At 66.2% G+C, this 18080-nt stretch carries 11 protein-coding genes; all 11 read right to left on the reverse strand.

Going from position 1 to position 18080, the window contains the following annotated elements:
• Positions 1-29: 29 nt before the first annotated feature.
• Genes ACIBW7_RS06550 through ACIBW7_RS06600 form a run of 11 tightly spaced genes read right to left on the reverse strand, consistent with a single transcriptional unit; the run spans position 30 to position 18078 of the window.
• The gene (locus ACIBW7_RS06550; protein ID WP_397044779.1) at positions 30-806 is read right to left on the reverse strand and encodes an SDR family NAD(P)-dependent oxidoreductase; all 777 of its coding nucleotides are present in this window, start codon (positions 804-806) and stop codon (positions 30-32) included.
• Positions 803-1735, reverse strand: coding sequence for a diacylglycerol/lipid kinase family protein (locus ACIBW7_RS06555; protein WP_397044781.1), 933 nt, complete (start codon positions 1733-1735; stop codon positions 803-805). Before ACIBW7_RS06555 ends, ACIBW7_RS06550 begins: the two co-directional genes overlap by 4 nt.
• Positions 1720-2442 (reverse strand): HAD family hydrolase, encoded by a 723-nt coding sequence (locus ACIBW7_RS06560; RefSeq protein WP_397044783.1) that lies wholly within the window; start codon positions 2440-2442, stop codon positions 1720-1722. The genes ACIBW7_RS06555 and ACIBW7_RS06560 overlap by 16 nt, the downstream gene beginning before the upstream one ends.
• On the reverse strand, positions 2439-3842 hold the full coding sequence (locus ACIBW7_RS06565) for a nucleotidyltransferase family protein (RefSeq protein ID WP_397044785.1): 1404 nt from the start codon (positions 3840-3842) through the stop codon (positions 2439-2441). The genes ACIBW7_RS06560 and ACIBW7_RS06565 overlap by 4 nt, the downstream gene beginning before the upstream one ends.
• Before the next feature lies 1 nt (position 3843).
• On the reverse strand, positions 3844-5166 hold the full coding sequence (locus ACIBW7_RS06570) for an aminotransferase class I/II-fold pyridoxal phosphate-dependent enzyme (RefSeq protein ID WP_397044787.1): 1323 nt from the start codon (positions 5164-5166) through the stop codon (positions 3844-3846).
• Positions 5163-7886 (reverse strand): PEP/pyruvate-binding domain-containing protein, encoded by a 2724-nt coding sequence (locus tag ACIBW7_RS06575; protein WP_397044789.1) that lies wholly within the window; start codon positions 7884-7886, stop codon positions 5163-5165. The genes ACIBW7_RS06570 and ACIBW7_RS06575 overlap by 4 nt, the downstream gene beginning before the upstream one ends.
• Positions 7883-9286 (reverse strand): cytochrome P450, encoded by a 1404-nt coding sequence (locus ACIBW7_RS06580; RefSeq protein WP_397044791.1) that lies wholly within the window; start codon positions 9284-9286, stop codon positions 7883-7885. Before ACIBW7_RS06580 ends, ACIBW7_RS06575 begins: the two co-directional genes overlap by 4 nt.
• Positions 9283-10998, reverse strand: a complete 1716-nt coding sequence (locus ACIBW7_RS06585) for a fatty acyl-AMP ligase (protein WP_397044792.1) — start codon at positions 10996-10998, stop codon at positions 9283-9285. Before ACIBW7_RS06585 ends, ACIBW7_RS06580 begins: the two co-directional genes overlap by 4 nt.
• Positions 10995-11252: an acyl carrier protein gene (locus tag ACIBW7_RS06590; protein ID WP_397044794.1), complete on the reverse strand. Its 258-nt coding sequence runs from the start codon at positions 11250-11252 to the stop codon at positions 10995-10997. Before ACIBW7_RS06590 ends, ACIBW7_RS06585 begins: the two co-directional genes overlap by 4 nt.
• Entirely contained in the window at positions 11249-12088 is an 840-nt protein-coding gene (locus ACIBW7_RS06595) for a hypothetical protein (protein ID WP_397044796.1), read from the reverse strand. The genes ACIBW7_RS06590 and ACIBW7_RS06595 overlap by 4 nt, the downstream gene beginning before the upstream one ends.
• Positions 12085-18078, reverse strand: coding sequence for an aminotransferase class III-fold pyridoxal phosphate-dependent enzyme (locus tag ACIBW7_RS06600; RefSeq protein ID WP_397044798.1), 5994 nt, complete (start codon positions 18076-18078; stop codon positions 12085-12087). The genes ACIBW7_RS06595 and ACIBW7_RS06600 overlap by 4 nt, the downstream gene beginning before the upstream one ends.
• Positions 18079-18080: the final 2 nt, after the last annotated feature.

Raw genomic sequence — 18080 nt, forward strand, 5'->3', positions numbered from 1 at the left:
ACTACCGGTACTGCCCGCGCATGCTCCTGTCAAAGGCCGTAGTAGCGGCGAACGAGCCGTTCGTAGACCCGCGCGGGCGTGAGTCGCCGGGTCCAGAACGAGAGCCGAACGTCGCTGCCGCACAGGTAGGTTTGGCGGGGTTCGGGTGCTTCCAGGATTGTCCGCACCTTCCTGGCTACCATCTCCGCGGACTGTCCGTGTTCCAGATATCCGGTGACGCGCGCCAGCACCGAAGTCCGATCCGGGGTGTATGACTCGATCGGATCGGCAACGCGCGCAGCCGAATCGATGATCGGAGTAACCGTCCACCCCGGCGCGAGGACCGAGACGTGGATGCCGAGGCCCGCGGTCTCCATCCGCATCGCCTCACCGAGACGTTCGATGGCCGCCTTGGTGGCCGAATACCAGCCGCCATAGGGTTCGGCGATCGCGCCCGCCCCGGAACTCACCACGATCACCCGACCGTGGCCCTGCGCACGCATGATCGGCAGCACTTCGCGCAGCACGCGGTGGGTGCCGATCACATTGGTATCGATGAGTGCGGCCGCCTCGTCCGGATCGGTCTCCTCCACCGAACCGACAATGCCGTAAGCGGCGAAGGTGAGCACCGCATCGATGCGGCCGTACCGTGCGTGCACGGATTTCACCCAACTCCGCACCGCCTCGGTATCGCGGACATCGACCGCACTCACGCCGTCCCGCGCGATCTTGTCGCTGCCCTCGACCGTATAGCCGAGGCACGCAAGGTATTCGACGGTCGCCGCGCCCATACCATTGGCGGCCCCGGTCACAAGGACAACGGTCACGGCGCACACACCTGCAACACCCGCGGCAGCACCTCTAAGCGGGCCGATTCCACAATCGTGATCTCGCCATCCAATTCGAGCGGTGCGGGCACGGCGGGCCGCAGTTCCACCGCGGTGTCGCGACGGCAGGTGGCCAGCGCCGAACCCCTGAACTTGCCGCGATAGAGACCAGCGATGAGCCCCAGAATCCGTGCCCGTCCGGCGGCTTCCCAGATATTCACATCGAGCATGCCGTCGGCACGGGTGACCGGCGTGTCGTAATACATGCCACCGGCGAAGTGCACGCTCTTGAGCACACCGACATTCGTGATCGGTGCGGTGTGCACCCAGTTCGATCCGCGCAGTTGGATGGCGAGTGGCTTGTGGTTGGCGATATTGCTCAGTGCGGTGGCGATGATGGCCGCCTCGACATTGCGGGACTTCAGCCAGCCGATCAGCCCGCGCGCGTTGTTGAACGAATGATTGCCTGCCGCAACGAGTCCCATGCTCGCATTGAGCAGGAAGTAACGCACCGTCCGGGTGCCGTCCGGCAGCAGCATGGTGGCCTTGCCGACATCGACGAGTTCGGGCGCGCCGAGCCGGACCGGGATATCGGCGATCCTCGATCGCCCCGGTTTGTGGAAGTCGTTGGAACTGCCGAGACCGATCGCGCCGAGTGCGACCGATTCTGCTCCTTGTCGCGGTCGGTCGGTCGCCGGGTCCATGATCGCATTGAGGACCAGGTTGACCATGCCGTCGCCGCCCGCCGCCACGATCACCTCGGGTGGATCCGATTCGAGACTCGCCTGCACCAGTTTCGTGGCTTGCTCTGCGTCACTGGGCATTTCGACGGCGAGATCGGTATTCCGTTCGCGCAGTATGCCTTCTACCGGACGCCACCTTTGCAGCGCGGTCCCGGCATTGGATTCTGGATTCAGGACGACGAGCATGTTTCCTCCTCGATACCCAGCCACTCGCGCAGCCGTGGCCACTTCCCGGTGCTCACAAGGCCCGAATATTCCTGTAGAACAACCGATTCCGGCACATTCACGAGGAATACCGGGATCCCGAGAAGTGCCGCCGGTGCGTCGTTGGCGGCGTCGTTGCCGATCATCACGCACTCCCCCGGTTCCGTCCCGAGCCGGTCGAGCAGTTCTCGGTAGAACTCGATGCGTGGTTTCGAGCGGCGCATGTTCTCGCCGCTGGTGCGGAAGATGAACACGGACGGGTCGTAGCCACCCCAGCCGAGCCGAGTGGTGACAGTGCTGTCCGGCCACAGCGGGTTGGTCGCAACAACCTGTACCGTGCCCGATTCCCGGAGCCGGGTCACCGTGTCCAATGCCAACGGCTCCGGCGGAAAACAACCACGCAGGCGCGGAAAACCCGTCTCCGCCAGGCTCTTCAGTCGACTCGCCACCGCTTCGGGCGCGACGCCCAATCGGTCTGCGAGCAGTCGGACCATCAGGTCGGTGTTGGTGTGCTCGGTGTCGTTGGCCCGCACCTGCTTCAGCACGCCGGGCAGGACACGCAGAAAACGATGCGGTGGGGTCAACTCGCGAAATGCCTGCGCGGCCGCCAGCGGCATCAGCGCCTTGAACCGTCGCCGATGCAACCGCACCAAGGTACCGTCCAGGTCCCACAGGACTGTGCGGTTCATTCCTGGCTGTCCAGTACCGCTTGGAGATCGGCGCGAGTCAGGCCCAGCTGGGCAGCGTATTCGTCGATGCCGGGACGTTCGGCCGCAGTCGAACCGATTCCGGCCCGGCTCGCCAGCTCCGAACCATACGCGGCACCGAGATCGAAGACGGTCTTGGCCAGCGCCGCCGGAAACAGCCAGCGGCCGAGGTCGCGCTGGAAAACCCGAGTCAGCCGGTAGGGGGCGGAGATTCGCGCGCCGAGATCGGATACCGGCGCTGGGTCGCGCAGCGAACTCATCTTGCGTGCTTCGTCACCGGGCACCAGCAGCAGATCCGACCACAGGCGACCGAAGCGGTCACGCTTCTCGCTCGCGACGGCGGTCATATTGAATTCGGTGTAGGCCTTTTCGATGCGTGAGGTATGGGTGGAGCGACTGCGCAGCAGGGCATGGATATCGGCGGTCTTGCGCGCGGTGTCGTAGCGGGTGAAGCGGTTGATCTTCGGTGCGATCCAGCTGATCAATGCCGCGAACTCCGGTTCGGGCACGAGCCGATCGGCCAGCGAAAGGGCGTGGTACATCAGGCTTTCGCTGCCCGCCTTGGCGATTTCACCGGCCAGCAGGTCGTAGTCGAGGTCATCGGCGTAGCGGGCCAGGTTCCAGATGTCGGCGAGTTCGCGTACACCGGTCTTGTAGTAGGGCAGGTGGATGCCGAGATGGTGCAGGTTGTCTTCGTGCGACATAGCCCAGGCAGGCACACCGTAGAAGTCGATGCGCCGCACGCGCTTCCAGATCGCGGTGTAGTCGACGGTGTACGGAGCCAGCGGGGTGATCAGGCCCCAGTGCGTGCCGACGACAAGCGATCCGTCACGGGAGACGAACGAGGGCAGGTGGTGTGAGCGTTCGGCGCGAACCTTCGGGGCCTTGCCCAGCAGTTCGGAAGTGGCGAAAAGTCCCATCCCCCGGTAGATCTCGATGACGGTGTCCACCTGATCGAGTTCGACGAGGATGTCCAGGTCGTTCATGCGCTTGTAGCGCGGATCGTGGTAGATCTCCGACGAGAACAACATGCCCTTGAGCACGACGCAACGCACGCCGCGTTCGTCGAAGCGGCGCAATAGTTCTCTGGCACCGGCCAGGCGCCGATCGTTCACGGCGGCAATATGATCTGTCACGGTGGCGAAATGTGCTCGCACCAGCTCGGGAACGAGGTCGTAGAGCTCCTCGGATTCCAACCGACGCTGCACCAGTGGGACGGTCGCATTGAGCTTTGCGAGTTCGAAAACCTCGGCCCAGTCGGTGATCTCGTGGGCGAGCTTCGCCAATGCGGCTCGTTCGTCCTGATTCGGGTCGGCGAGTGCGGCATGCACGAGCAAGCGTTCGGAAGCCGTGCCGCCCGCGGCGATTTCGGTTCCGGTCATATCAGCGGATTCCTTCTTCGGTCGGACCGATTTGCTCGGGATGGAAGGCGAAGCGGCGGGCCACGGCCGAGATCTTCGCCAGCGCGAAATCCAGTTGATCGCGACTGAGCGTGGCCATCATGCTGACCCGCAGTCGCTGCTGTTCGCGTGGGACGGCCGGGAATTCGACGCCGTTGACGAACACACCCTCGGCGTGCAGCGCCGCGACGACCTCGGCGACGGCGAGGTGCTGCGGCACCAGGATCGGGATGATCGCGGTCTGCGGATCGACCGCGAAGCCCATCCGACGCAGTTCCCGCACGAAGTAGTCGACATTGTCGTGTAATTGGCGGATCCGCTCCGGATGCGCATCGATGAAATCGATGGCGGCGAGTACCGAGGCGACGACGGCGGGGGCCAGCGAGGCCGAGAACATGTACGAGCGCGCGAAGAACCGCAGCGTATCCACCAGATCCTTCGACCCGGCCACGAAACCGCCGGTAGTGGCGAACACCTTCGAGAAGGTGCCCATGTACAGCTCGACCGACCCGGCCCCCATGCCGAAATGTTCGGCGGTGCCGTGGCCGTTCGCGCCGAGCACACCGGTGCCGTGCGCGTCGTCGATGGCCAGCCACGCTCCGAACGAATCGCACAGCGCTCGAATCTCCGGCAGCGGTGCGATATCACCGTCCATCGAATACACGCCCTCGACGGCGACCACGATATTCGCGCCCGGATTGCGCCAGCGGATCTGCATGAGCCGGTGGCGCAGATGCCGAAGATCGTTGTGCTCGAAGGCCATCGAGCGGACCCGCCCGAGTTGGATGCCGTCATAGAGACTGGCATGGCTCTGCTCGTCGTAGAGCAGGATGTCGCCCTTGCGCAGCAGGCCGGTCACCCAGCCCACATTGGCGGCGTAGCCGGAGGAGAACACCAGCGCCGATTCGCAGCCCTTGGTCTCGGCGAGGCGTTCCTCCAGCCGCCGGTGCACCGAAGTGGTGCCGTTGAGCAGTGGCGGTCCGCCGTGGCCGACACCGAATTCGCGCACCGCCCGTACGGCGGCCTCGACGATCTCCGGTTCGTTGCCGAGGCCGAGATAGTTGTTGGACCCCAACATGATCAGGTCGCGGACTGCGCCCCCGTCGGGATCGCGGACCTGTACGACCGGACCCGCAGGCCCGGTGATCTCACGGAGGACGAATCCGGTGCCGCGCGCGTTCGCGACGTAAGGCCGGAATTCCTCGAAGCGCTGTTCGAAAGTGTGCGCGGCGGGATCGAGGTAGTGCTCGAGGCTGAAGTTCTCGCCGTGCGCGGTCTCGTGCGGTGCGGCTGCGGTGGATGTCATGAGCTGTGTTCCTGAACGATGGTTGCGGTTCCGGCCTTGCCATCGAGAATCAGCACATCCCCGCTGGCGACCAGCCGGGTGACGCCCGGAACGCCGACGACGGTAGGAATGCCGAGTTCACGGCCGATAATGGCGGTGTGCGAGAGCGGGCTGCCCTTCTCGCTGACCAATCCCCCAGCGGCCACCATCAGGAAGACCCAACCGGGATCGGTACTGGCTGCGACGAGGATCTGACCGTCGACGACCACATCCGGTTCCGGAGTGGTCAACACCAGTGCCGGAGCTTCGACTCGGCCCGGCGCGCAACCGATTCCGTGCAGCACACTGCCGGAATCGCCGGTGGGAGCCGGATGGTCGAAGGCCGGATCGTTGATGCCGACGGCCGCGATTCCTGCCGTGACGATCCGCGACGGCGGTTGCTCGATGCGCCACCGCTCGTGATCGCTCTTGCGTGTGGCGACCGTGCGCGCCGCATCGGTGTCGACAGCGGTCCCCCGGGTGAGGGCCGCGATCTCCTCGTAGGTGAGCCAGAAGATATCGCGCGGATCCTCGAGCAACCCAGCCACGTGCATCTGCCTGCCGTATTCCCGGAATACCCGTTTGACCAGGCCGAAGGATCGACTGCGACCCAGCCGCATATTCTCGCGCTGTTTCACATGCTCGCGTGCGCGGCCGAGTGCGAACCGGAATGCCAACCGTTGCGGGAGCTTTCCACCGAACAGCCTCGCCGCGGTGCGCTCCGCATCGCGCCGGATCTGCTTCTCGCGCGCCGCCATTTCGTCGATGTTCTGACCGCCACGCAGATAGTTGCGCAGCATAGGAACCAGTCGCTCCGGATGTTCGCCAAGCGGATCGGTTTCCAGCTTCAGCTCGTCGACGGTACGGTCGCCGAACAGGGCGATATGCCGCAGGCATGCACCGCGGAAATCGGCGAATTCCGGCTGTGCCATGGCTTTCCACACCTCGTGCGGTTCCAGCGGGCCATGGAACAGCTCACGCAGCGCGTCATCCGCCCGGACCGTTGCGGTCAGTGCGAGCGCCGAGCGGACCGGGTCGACACTGTCGACACCCTCTTCGCCGCAGAACAATTCATTGCGCAAGGTGATGGCGGCTGTCTCGGTGAGACCTTCGCGTTCCAGCAGCAGCCCCACGACGTGGAACATCTGCTGGGCCAGAAAGTCATTGAAGATCTGCACCGCGTAGGCGGGTACGAGTTCGTGCAGGCAGCGTTCCATCCACTCCAGTAGTGCTTCCGGATCCCGTTCCCGCTCCGGTGTTTCCGGGTCGAACCGGTGGTCCAGATCGGCGGTGAAGGCCTGGAGTTCGGTGAAGAACGCGCGCAGCCGCCGCGGTAGCCGCAGCCAGCCAACGGTGATGATGGCGGCGATACGCAGGCGCAGCAGATACATCTTCGCCCGTGCCAGCCCGCGTTTCGGCGCGGCGGGCCGCTGGTAGCGGTTCTCGATATTGAGTGCCGCCTCCCAGCCTTCGATGGCGAACTCCATGCCCGGTATCTGCAGGAACAACCGGTACCAGTTGCTGATGTTGTAGTAGATGCGGCCGTGCGCGGTACCGACCAAATAGGGATACAGGCTCGCGGCATTGCGGTCGACAATGGTGTCGGTTGCGCCGAAATCCTTGTGGCAGGCTCTGAATACCTGCTCATAGGCGTTCCGCAAGATGGAAAAGGTCAGCGGGCTGGACAGACCGGGATAGGACTCGGCGACATTCACATTGTCGAAAATGGTTTCGCGGGCACCGGTCGCGGTGATCGGGCGGGCTTGGAGCAGGTACAGCACACCCTCGGCGTCATAGGCCCATTCGATATCCTGTGGCGCGCCGAAGGTCGCGGCCAAACCCGTTGCGGTATCGACGAGTTCGACCACCTGTGCGTCGGTGAGTGCCTGTTCGGTGACACCGGCGAGCTGCTCGACGACCGTGCCGGAGCCATCGGCCGCAACCGCGACCCGGCTCTGCTTCTCGGCCACCGAACGGGACACGATCGTGCGCGCGGCCGTGTCGACGAAGTAGGTATCGCACTCCACTGTTCCGGCGACCACACCTTCGCCCAGGCCGAGGGCCGCCGAGACGACGGCCTCGCCCGGGTCGCCGGTCTGCGGGTTGCAGCTGAAGGCGACGCCGGAGACCGCGCTGTCGATCAGCACCTGCACCAGGACGGCGCAGTCGATCTCGGTATTGTCCAGTCCACGATGCGCGCGGTAGAAAAGTGACCGCTTCGAGTAGGCCGAGGCGAGCACATCCAGCACCGCCGCCGATACGTCCGCCGGGGCGACATTCAACAGGGTATCGAGCTGGCCCGCGAAGGAGTCCGTCGCCGAATCCTCACCGCTCACCGAGGAACGCACAGCCAGCCGAGCGCCGGACTGTGGTGTGCGATCGACGATTTCGCGCACGTTCGGGCCCAGCTCAGCGCTGATTTCCGCGGGGATCGGCTGAGCAAGGATGATCCCCCGGATCTGCTCCGAGACCGCACGCAACGATGCCGGATCGGTGTGATCGAGCGAATCCAGCGCGTCGGCGATGGATCCACGGATCGGTTCGAGGATGCGAGCACACGCGACGCCACTCAACACCACGAACGGTGGCACCCGGTAGCCGGCCGCTACGAGCCTGCCGAGATTCGCGGCCTTGGCGCCCACTTGCGGCGCCAAGGCCGCATCGGCGGCCAGTTCGGTATCGCTGACGGTTGTTCCGGTCATTGCGCGGCCTCCTGCATGGTCGTGGCCGTCGGCACCGCGGACGCACGCCGGGTGAGCCGCACAAGTACCGGATCGGGGGTATTGGAGATCTCCGGGTTCTCCCGCACCCGCATCCCGTTGACGAGTTCGATGTCGTAGCGGGCCAACAGCATTGCGATGCCGACCCGCACCTCCATCAGCGCCATATGTTGGCCGACGCACAGATGTGCGCCCCAGCCGAACGGGAAGTAGCGGTACGGCGGGCGGGCCTTGGTCTGTTCCTTGGTGAACCGGTCCGGATCGAAGGTCAGTGGTGAATCCCAGAATTCGGGGAAGCGGTGGTTCACGAACGGGCTGATCACCACGATCGCGCCCGGTTGCAGATCGAAGCGGTCGAAGCTGTCCGGTTCGACGGCGGTGCGGCTGAATGCCCAGGCGGGTGGGTGCAGACGCATGGCCTCGTCGATCGCGCGCCCGGTCAGCTCCAGTGCGGGCAGGGCCCGGTCGACGCCGTCGGTCAGCGCGAGTGCGATATCGATTTCGTCGCGTACCCGCGCGAGCACCGCCGGGTTGTGGGCCAGTTCGTAGATGGTCCACGCCATCGCGCCGCCGGTGGTCTCGTGTCCGGCGAGCAGGAAGGTGAGCACCTCGTGACGCAGTTGCGCGTCATCCATGGCGTGCCCGGCATCATCGCGGGCCGCAAGGAGGCGGGCCAGCAGAGACGTCGCTTCGGCATCGGCGTCGCGGTGACGCTGAATGACGCTGTCCACCACACGATGTAGTCGTTCGCGAACACCTCGGAAGCGGTGATTGGCCGGGGTCGGCACATTCGGCGGCACTTGGATGGGTGCGGCCATATGCCGCATCACCCACGAAATGCCTTCGCGCACATCGTCTTCGATCTGGGGCAGGACACCGTCGATATCGGCGCCCATAACCGCGCGGCACACCACATCGGCCGCGAAACCCATCACCTCGGGGACCAGGTCGAAGGCCGTACCCGTCGCGGCGTACGCATCGAGGCGATGGAGCATCCGCTGTCCGCACTCGACCATGAGCGGAACCTCGGTGTCGACGTGACGGCGCGAGAATGCGGGTTTGATCAAGGCGCGCTGACGTTTCCAGAGTTCGCCGCCGCTGGTCAGCAATCCGGGGCCGAGCAAGTAGTTCAGACTCTGATAGCTGATTCCCTTCTCATACTTGGCCGCATTGGTGACCAGCACCTGATTGATGTGCTCCGGCTCGACGAGCAGATGCATCTGCCGATGTACCAGCCGCAGCCGGACGCTGCCGCCGTGCGCGACGGCCTGCTCGTAGAACAGCGCGAGCGGGTCGGTGCGGTAATCCGGATACGCACCCAGTGGATGTCGCAGCGCCGGACCGCCGAGCCTTCGGCCGCGGAACTTCGGCTGCACACTCATGCCGCGCCTCCGGCACCGACCAGATCGTCCTCGGCCAGGAACAGCCGCCTGGCCTCGGCGCGCTGCACCTTGCCGCTCGTGGTCTTCGGTATGCTGCGCGGCGGCACCACCCGAACCCCGGCCGGCAGCACACCGGTGCGTTTGCTCACCGCGACCCGCACCGCTCGGCGCAACGCATCGTGTTCGGTCGCCTCCGCACCGGATTCGACAATGAGATGCAGTTCCTCCGAGAGCCCTCGGATATCGGCATGGCCGACGGCCGCGACACCACCGAGGCGCACACCATCGACTTCCTGTGCGGCGAGCTCGAAATCGGTGGGCAGGTAGTTCGCGCCGCGGATGATGATCAGGTCTTTATGCCTGCCGGTGATGCGCAGCCGGCCGTCGCGCAGGTAGCCGATATCGCCGGTGTCCCACCAGCCGTCCCGAGTGGCGGCCGCGGTCTCTTCGGGCAGCCGGAAGTAACCGATGGTCATCGATGGGCCCCGGAATTGGATGCGGCCGACCACGTCCGAGCCGCACACCGCGCCGTCCTCGTCGACGATGCGTACCTCGGTACCGGGCAGCGGTGCGCCGCAGTCGACGATATGCATCACATCGAGGTCGTCTTCCGGAATGTCCAGGGCCACACCGTTTCCGGTGAGCGCCCGGCGCGACACCGAGTCGTAGGCGACGGGCGCGTGCGGGCGATTCACGGTGACCGCGAGGGATGCCTCGGCCATGCCGTAGCAGGGCACCAATGCATCCTTCGGCAGTCCCCAGGCCGCGAACCGGTCGACGAAACTCTGCACGGTCGGCGGGTGGATCGGCTCCGCGCCGCAGAACAGGAACCGCCAGCTCGACAGATCGACGCCGTCGAGTTCGGCGTCGGTAACCCGTGCCGCCGCATATCCGTACGCGAAATTCGGTGCCGCCGTGAATGTTCCGCGATACCGGCCGACCGTACGCAGCCAATCGCCCGGACTGCGCAGGAATCGGCTCGGCGGCATGAGCACCGCATCGATGCCACGGAATACCGGTGTCAGGAATCCGCCGATCAGCCCCATATCGTGGTGCAGCGGCAGCCAGCCGACCCAGGTGTCGCCCGCGCCCATCGCGGCGGCCTGTGCGATCTGTTCGCAGTTGGCGGCTAGATTCGCGTGGGTGATCTGCACACCTTTCGGTGTTCCCGTCGAGCCGGACGTCGCCTGGATGAACGCCAGATCCCCCGGTTCGGGAAGTCTGGGCGCCATGGCCGGCGCGTCCGGCGAACAGGCCCAGGCGTGCAGCACATCGCCATCGATGGCGGCCACGGTGTCCGGCAGTGCTCCCCCTGCGAGCACCGACCGAGTCGTGACAACCGCCGCGGGTTCCAGATAGCCGAGCAGCCGAGTGAACTTGTCGCGGAAGATATCCGCCGAACCGAACCCGCCCGGCGTCGCCACCGCGGTCGGCACCGCGCCGAGCACCAGCGCACCGAAGAACGCCGTGACGAACTCCGGAGAGGTGGGCAGACACAGCATCACCCGATCCCCCGGCTCGACCCCCTCGGCGGCCAGTGCGGCTGCGGTGCGTCCGGCCGCGGCGGCGAGATCGTCGTGCCGCCAGGCAATTTCACCCTCGGCGTCGCCGCGCTCCGGTACGAAAATCGTGGACGTTGCCGACGCACCACGCTCGGCATCGGCCAGTAGCGCATGCACGATCGTCGGATACTGCGGAATCAATGCCGTCACTGCTGCTCACCCCGCACGTACCGCACGATCTCGCCGACCGTATTCAACTGTGCCGCAGCGTCTTCCGGAATGACGACGCCGAATGCCTGCTCCAGCTGAATGGTCAGCTCGATCGCGGTCGGCGAATCCAGTCCGTAGTCGATCAATTGCGCGGACGCGTCGATCTCGTCCGCCGAAACCCACAGCACCTCACCGACAATGGCGCGCACCCGCGCCTCGATCTCGGTGGCCGGGGTACCTGCCTGTGTACTCACCCGAGTAACTTCCCTTCCGTCACGCAGGCGCGGACCGACTCCTCGAGATCGACGCCGTCGCCGGTGTCGATGCGGTGGAATCCCACTTCAGGGAAGGCCGCCGCGAGGGTGTCGCGCACCTGTAGATATCCGTCACGCAGGGCTCCGAGCCGCTCTGCTGTTTCATGGGCCTCCTTCGGCCCGTTCCCCGAACGTTCCGCACACCGTGCCGCGGCCTGTTCCGGCGGTGCGTCCAGCCAGAGCACCGCGTCGGGCAGTGTGGTGCGAAAGCGGTCGGCGAAACCGGGGACGGATTCGGTCACGTCCCGGCGCACCAGATCCGCGATCTCCGAGAGCAGCTCCCAGATATCCGGGGAACTGCCCAGACGCGTGGATTCCGCCCGCTGCCAAGCGAGAATGTCGTCGAAGGTGCCCGGCCGGTGTCGCTCCAGCACGGCCGCGATCTCGTCGGCGCGATCGTGGCCGTTCCATTCCGGGCGGGCCAGCGCGACATACAGCGGCCCGTAGACCAGCAATTCGATCAGCGGATGCCGTTCGAATACCAGCACATCCGGTGACCAGGTGGTCAGGAAGTGCCGCTCCACCGGGCCGAACAGCGTCATCTGCAGATACATCGCGGTGGCCTTCATTTCCAGGCTGCCGACTTCATCGCATCCGACGCTGAAGACCTTGAGCTGCTCGGAAAGGTCCGTCAGCGGTACATTGCGGGTGTTGTGGAAGTCCGGGCAGGTCATCGAGGCGAAAGAACCTGCGCCCGGCGCCAATTCGCGCAGCCGTGCCATGACCGACGATTTGCCTGCACCGTCGATGCCGACGATCGCGACGCGACGGGTCACCGGTCGTCCTCCCGCAGTTGGGCGAGGACGGCCTTGGTGATGTCGGCGGGTGTGTCGGTGCCGTCCAGGCGGATCCAGCCGAACTCCTCCGACAGGGCCTCCAGCGCATCGTGACTGCGCCGCTGGAAGGCCAGGAAGGTCTCCTCGTCGCCGTAGCCACTCTCGTAATCGCTGCGCAACTGCTTGCGCCCCAACGCATCCTGCGGACTGACTGCGAGGTAGAAGGTGCGATCGGGTTCCGGGAATCCCGACGCCAGCTTACGCAGCACCGCCGGATCGCCACCGTGTGCGACCTCGGTGGCGAAGTACTTGTACCAGTAGGCATTTGCCAGCAGGATGTCCGGGCCGCGTTCGGCGGCGAGGTCGAAGGACAGTTGCATGGCGTGGAACAGGAAGTGTGCGCGACTCAGCGGAGACAGCAATTTCAGGTAACCGTAGATCTCGGCCGGACTGCGCCACGGCAGCTTCGAGGAGACCTTGGGATCCAGGAATGCGTCCCAAATGGTCACGGCGGCAACGCTTTGGCCCTGCGCCTCGAATTCCGCGGCGATGCGGGCCACCTGGGTGGTCTTACCCGATCCGTCGGCACCGGCGATGCAGATCAGGCGTTTGCGTGCGGTCAGTGGTTCATCCGTTCTGGCGGCCGCCGGGCGTGGGTGCTCCGAGGGCTGGGGTTTTTGCTTGGGTTCAGTTGGCCGTAACGGCACCGCAGGGGCGGCGGGCTCGTCCGGTTCCGGGATCGGCGGCTCGTCGGGGACCGGCCGCGGGCCCCCCGGTTCCAGTTCCGCGACGGCGCCGACATCGAGTCGTTGCGCATGGTTGCCATGACCGGACGGTGGCGCGACCAGCTCGGATGCAGTCTCCAGCACGCTGATGACTCCGGCCCCGCCGTCGACCCGGATCCGCTGACCGGAGCGCATCGCCGTCGTCGCACCCGCGACATTCAGCACCGCCGGGATTCCGTACTCGCGCCCGATCACCGCCGCATGCGAGAGCATCCCACCCACCTCGGTCACCACGGCGGCGACCAGCCCGAGGGCAGGCGTCCACCCCGGATCGGTGAACCGGGTGACGAGGATGTCGCCCTCGCGCAGCTGGTCGATATCAGCCAGCGAAGTGATCACCCGAGCGGTGCCCTCGGCGATACCCGGGCTGCAGCCCAGCCCGGTCAGATCGCCGTCGCCGATCTCGCGGACCGCGTCCACAGTGACACCACCGCCCAGCTCATGCGGTGGCACCAGATCCCGATAGCCCGCGTAAACCGCGCGGCGATAAGCGATCTGCGGTGCGAGCGTCGAGATTTCCACCCGTCCGGCCGCGAGATCACACAGCTCGTGGATCGACAGCTGGAACACATCATCGGCCTGCTCTAGCGTGCCCGCCGCAGCCAGGCGCACCCCGGCCTCCACGACATACGCGCGCACAATGGCATAGCACTGCGAGGAAAACTCCCGCATGCGTTCGCGTGCCACGAGATACCGGCGCATCCGCTCGATCTGCTTATCCAATGCCTTGGCGTGTTTCACCCGCGCCAGCGGCTTGGCCCGCACTCGGGCGCGCACCGCGGCGAGTTCGTTTTCGTAGCGTTTGCGCTGATCCACCAGCGTCACATCGGGATCCGCGGGCGGGGTGCCGTGTTCGAGCATGACCGCGATCATCGAGCGCACCCGCTCGGGCGCCTCCGACCAGCGCGGGCTGGTGAGATCCAGCTCCGCGTCGGCGTGGAAGCCCTGCTCGTCGAGGAAGGTATCGAGGCCCTTCGTCCATTCGGGACTGTCCAGGCCGTGATCGCCTGCCACCCGGTGCAATTCGACGATGCCGCGCTGCAACTGCATATGGCTGATATCGGCGAGCCCGCCCATCAGGTCGATCGCCGAGGTCGTCCCGCCGGTCGCGGCATCCACCTTGTCGAGCAGCTGTTTGAAGTCGGTCTGAACGCTGGAGTTGTTGTAGATGGTGGTGAAGTAGGCGCGCTCGGTGGCGGCGTGGAAGGTGAGCAGGCAGTCCGCCAGATCCGCGACGAAGGTCGCCTCGTCGGTGTGCGGCAGTTCGCGTACCCGCTCGCGCCACACCGCGTATTTCGCGGGCCACCCCGCCGCGAACGCATCGACCGCCGCCAGTTGATCCTGGTAGCTCTTCTGCACGGCCAGCGCCGCGGGCAGCGCCCTGGCAACGGTCTTGGCATTCGTCGGGGTGCGGTGCGGGCCGTCGGGGCCGTAGTCGTTGAGCACACCGAGGTCGTCGTCGAAATGCTGCTCGTCGAAGCCGGGAATGCGGAAGAAGCACTTCTTCACCGCGCTGACATTCCAGTAGGCGCGGCCGTAGTACATGGCCATCCAGTCCGGTTCCGCGGCCGGTTCGGCGAGCTTCAACCGTTCGAAGAACTGTTGCATCGAGTACTGGAAGGCATTGTCGTACAACGAGAACATCATCGGCGTGCAGACCCGCGCCGAGACGCCGCCGTCGCGTAGATCCGCGTCGGAGAACTGGTCGATATCGGTGCGCCAGCTGATCGCGGTAATGGCCCGCGCCTGTAGCAGCCACAGTTTCCCGTCGCCGTCGATGGCCCATTCGATGTCCTGCGGGCGGTGCCGGTGCGCCTGCACCGCGAGCATGAGGGCGGCGAGTTCTGCTGTGGCGGTGGCATCCAGCTCGACATCCTCATCGCCCGCGTCCCGCTCGACCACGGTGCCGTCGAACAGTCCCAGCGTGTACCTGGTCGGTGTGACATGTCCGGAAACGAGTCGTTCGCCGAGCCCCCGGCAGGCTTCGACGACCGCGTGGTCCTCGATGCCGGTGAGCGCGTCGATGCTGAAACCGACACCTGCACAACGCGCGTCGACCATGCGCTGCACCAGAACGGCGACCGACGCGCCGGCCTCGTGATAGCCGCGGCGGGCCAGGTAGGTGCGAACTCGCTCGTTGTGCACCGATTCCCGGCACTGCTCGATATGTTCGCGCAAGGCCGCGACATCGGTGATACCGAGGTACGACTCGTACTGACCGGCAAAACTCGCGTCGTCGAGGTCTTCGAGCACGCCACTCGAACGCGCGGCGACCGGGAAGCCGCCGAGCGCCCGCACCCAGCCGGTCAGATCCTCATCGGATACCTCGGCCAGGTCGAGATCGGCCGTGACAACGAATCCGGGCGGCACCTCGAAGCCGGCCACGATCAATTCGTGCAGGGTGCCCGCCTTGCCGCCGGCGCGGTCCGCTGCGAAATCGGCCGCGCCGAGGAACATCGGGGCGGGGGTGGCTGCGGTGGGAGTTTCGGACACGGTGGGAGCTCCTGTCGGAAGCAGAACCGGGCGCACATCGTGACGCGCGGCCAGGTCGCGGGCGGCGCGCACGCCTGCCGCGGTCAGGCCGCCGTAGGACGGACTCGCCGTGCGCGGTTCGAAACCGAGCAGAACGGTTTCGGCCATACACGCGTAGACGACCCCGGCGGGCAGCCCGGTTTCGGGAAACGGGGGTGTCTGGCCGAGCGGCAGCGCCATGCGCCCGCCGGAGACCAGGGTGATATTCGGTTGCAGGGACACCGCAGGATCCACGTCGCCGGGGACCGCGAGATCGACCACGAGCACCGGATGGTCGTCGGCCAGTACATCGGCGGTGACCACCGGCACGGCCGAATTCGTGGCGGTGAGGACGATGCGACAAGTACGCAGGGCGGTCAGGTCCTCACTGACCATTACCGTGCCGGGCAGGCCCGCGGCCACCCGCTCGAGCCGGGACGCCGATCCGGCGCGCCCGACCAGGGTCACCGAATCCGCGAGCGGCGCGAGCAGTTCCGCCATCACCGCACCGATATTGCCGAGCGCCCCGAGTATGCCGATCCGGCGCCGGCCCGGTTCGAGGCCAGCGAGTTCGGCCCGAACCACCTCGTAGGCGCAGGCCGCGGTGAGCGAATTGCCGGAGGTCACCTTGACGGTGTCCTCCACGACATCGCGCGAGGCATCGGTGACGATGGACGTGTATCCGCCGAGCCCGATTACGCTGGCGCCCAATGTGATTGCCTGCTCCACTGCCTCCAGCACCAGATCGCGCAGCCAGGCGCGATGTCCGGCGCGCCGGCATTCGATGATCTGCTCGGCCGAAATCGGCACCGCGATCAGGCATACCTCGACAACGGCGCCGGTCGGCGACGTGACGATCTGTTTGGTCAGTTCGAAGGGCTCGGCCACCCCGCGCAGCCGTTCGAACAGTGCGGCGAATTGGCCGTCGGACCATTCGGCCAGCTCCGGTGCGAATCTGCGCAGATCCGCGGCATCGGGCAGATTGGCCAGGAACACCACCCTGGTCGGGGCGTTCCAGTCGCGCGCAACCTCATGGGTGCGCCGCCGCGATGGTGATCGGCGTTCCGGCACCGGCCAATTCGTGGTGACCGGTGCGGCCAAGTGTGCGAGCAGCCGGGCGTAGTCGCCGCGGTGCAGCAGTGCGGCCAGATCGTCGAGCGCCGCCGTCAGCCGGTCCAGCTCCGCATCGGCGAGGAAGGCCGAGGGCTGGATGCGGAGTGTGGTCGGCGCGGAAAGCGTTGGCAGCATCCGGATCCGGTGGACGTGCAGCAGATACCCCGCCACCACGTATCCGAACAGCTCCGGATCGCAGATCTCGCGCAGCAGCGCGGATGTCGGTTCCAATGGCGACAGTTCGATGCCCTGCAGCAGCCCGCGGCCCCGCACGGCGCGGATCTCCTTGGGCCAGCGCCGTGCTACCGCGTCGAGCCGGGAGCGCAGCCGCGCGCCGATATCGCAGATGCGGATCTGATTGTCCCGCAGCAGGTCCAGTGTGGCGTCGGCGACCGCGCAGGACAGATCGTCATCGGCGAAGGTCGAGGTGTGGTACCGGCCGAAGTCGGCGATCGAGCGTTGCCGGTCGACGAGCAGGGCCGAGATCTTCACCAGCCCGCCGCCCAGCGATTTCGAGAGCAAGTAGTAGTCCGCGTTCACCTGCGACGGCGATGAGGCGAGGAAGGTTCCGGTGCGCCCCATGCCCGACTGGATCTCGTCGAATACCAGGGCCGCTGTGTGCCGATCGGCAAACTCCCGCAATGCCCGCAGGGTCGCGGCCGGAACCTCGCGGACCCCGCCCTCACCCTGGATCGGCTCGGCGAATACCGCGGCGATCGGCGAAACCCTGGTCCATGACCGCACCGGCCGACCCGTGCCATCGAAGGTGATCCGGCATACCGGACGCAGTTCATCGGCGAACGCATCCGTCACCGCGTCCGGTTCCCAGGTGTCGAGCCTGCGCCGCTCCGGACCAGGCACCACCAGGTCCGCTGGCGTATCGGCGTGCTCGGTCAGGGCGAATGCGCCCGCGGTCTTGCCGTGGAAGGCACCGGTCAGCGAGACGAAAACCGGTCCGCGCCGCCGCAATTCGTCGATCTCGCGCAGCGATTCGGTGAGCATCTCCGCGACCGAGTCGCTGTCGTCGTCGGAGCCGTTGTCGCCCATGGCAATCGGACGAACATCGTGCAGGCCGTCGCGCCGAACCCGGCGCAGGGTGCGCCGCAGTTCGGTCTCGAGATCGCCGAGGGCGCGGGCGTGCGCCACCGCCGCATGCCGGATCGCCGCCTCCACCGCATCGGCACCGGTGGACCCGAATGTCACCACGTACTCGCGACCACTCCCGGCCGCCACTGCCTCCGAAAGCCTTCGGGCAAGCCGCGCGGCCCCGGGCCGCACACTGCCCTGGGAGACGAACGGCGTCTGCTGATTCAGCCGCGCGGTCGCCACCCGCACCAGCGCCGGATGGTTGTGCCCGAACAGCGCCGCACCGAAACCGCCGACAAGATCCAATACCCGGGTCCCATCCGGCCGGATCAGATGGTCACTTTCGGCACCCGCATACACGACATCCAGGTGGCACGCACGTAGCAGCCGAGCCAGTCCGGGACGGTTGTGCCGGGCGAAATCATCGAATAATTCGTCTTCGGAAACAATGGCGGACGAATTTATTTGTTCCGAAAACAGAACGTCTGCCGACACGA

The sequence above is a fragment of the Nocardia sp. NPDC049526 genome (assembly GCF_044465765.1).
In the GTDB taxonomy this organism is placed as follows: Bacteria; Actinomycetota; Actinomycetes; order Mycobacteriales; family Mycobacteriaceae; genus Nocardia.

Coding starts and splice junctions, on each gene's coding strand:
- ACIBW7_RS06555 (WP_397044781.1), bottom strand. CDS start 1,735: ATGCTCGTCGTCCTGAATCCAGAATCCAATGCCGGGACCGCGCTGCAA.
- ACIBW7_RS06565 (WP_397044785.1), bottom strand. CDS start 3,842: ATGACCGGAACCGAAATCGCCGCGGGCGGCACGGCTTCCGAACGCTTG.
- ACIBW7_RS06575 (WP_397044789.1), bottom strand. CDS start 7,886: ATGACCGGAACAACCGTCAGCGATACCGAACTGGCCGCCGATGCGGCC.
- ACIBW7_RS06560 (WP_397044783.1), bottom strand. CDS start 2,442: ATGAACCGCACAGTCCTGTGGGACCTGGACGGTACCTTGGTGCGGTTG.
- ACIBW7_RS06580 (WP_397044791.1), bottom strand. CDS start 9,286: ATGAGTGTGCAGCCGAAGTTCCGCGGCCGAAGGCTCGGCGGTCCGGCG.
- ACIBW7_RS06570 (WP_397044787.1), bottom strand. CDS start 5,166: ATGACATCCACCGCAGCCGCACCGCACGAGACCGCGCACGGCGAGAAC.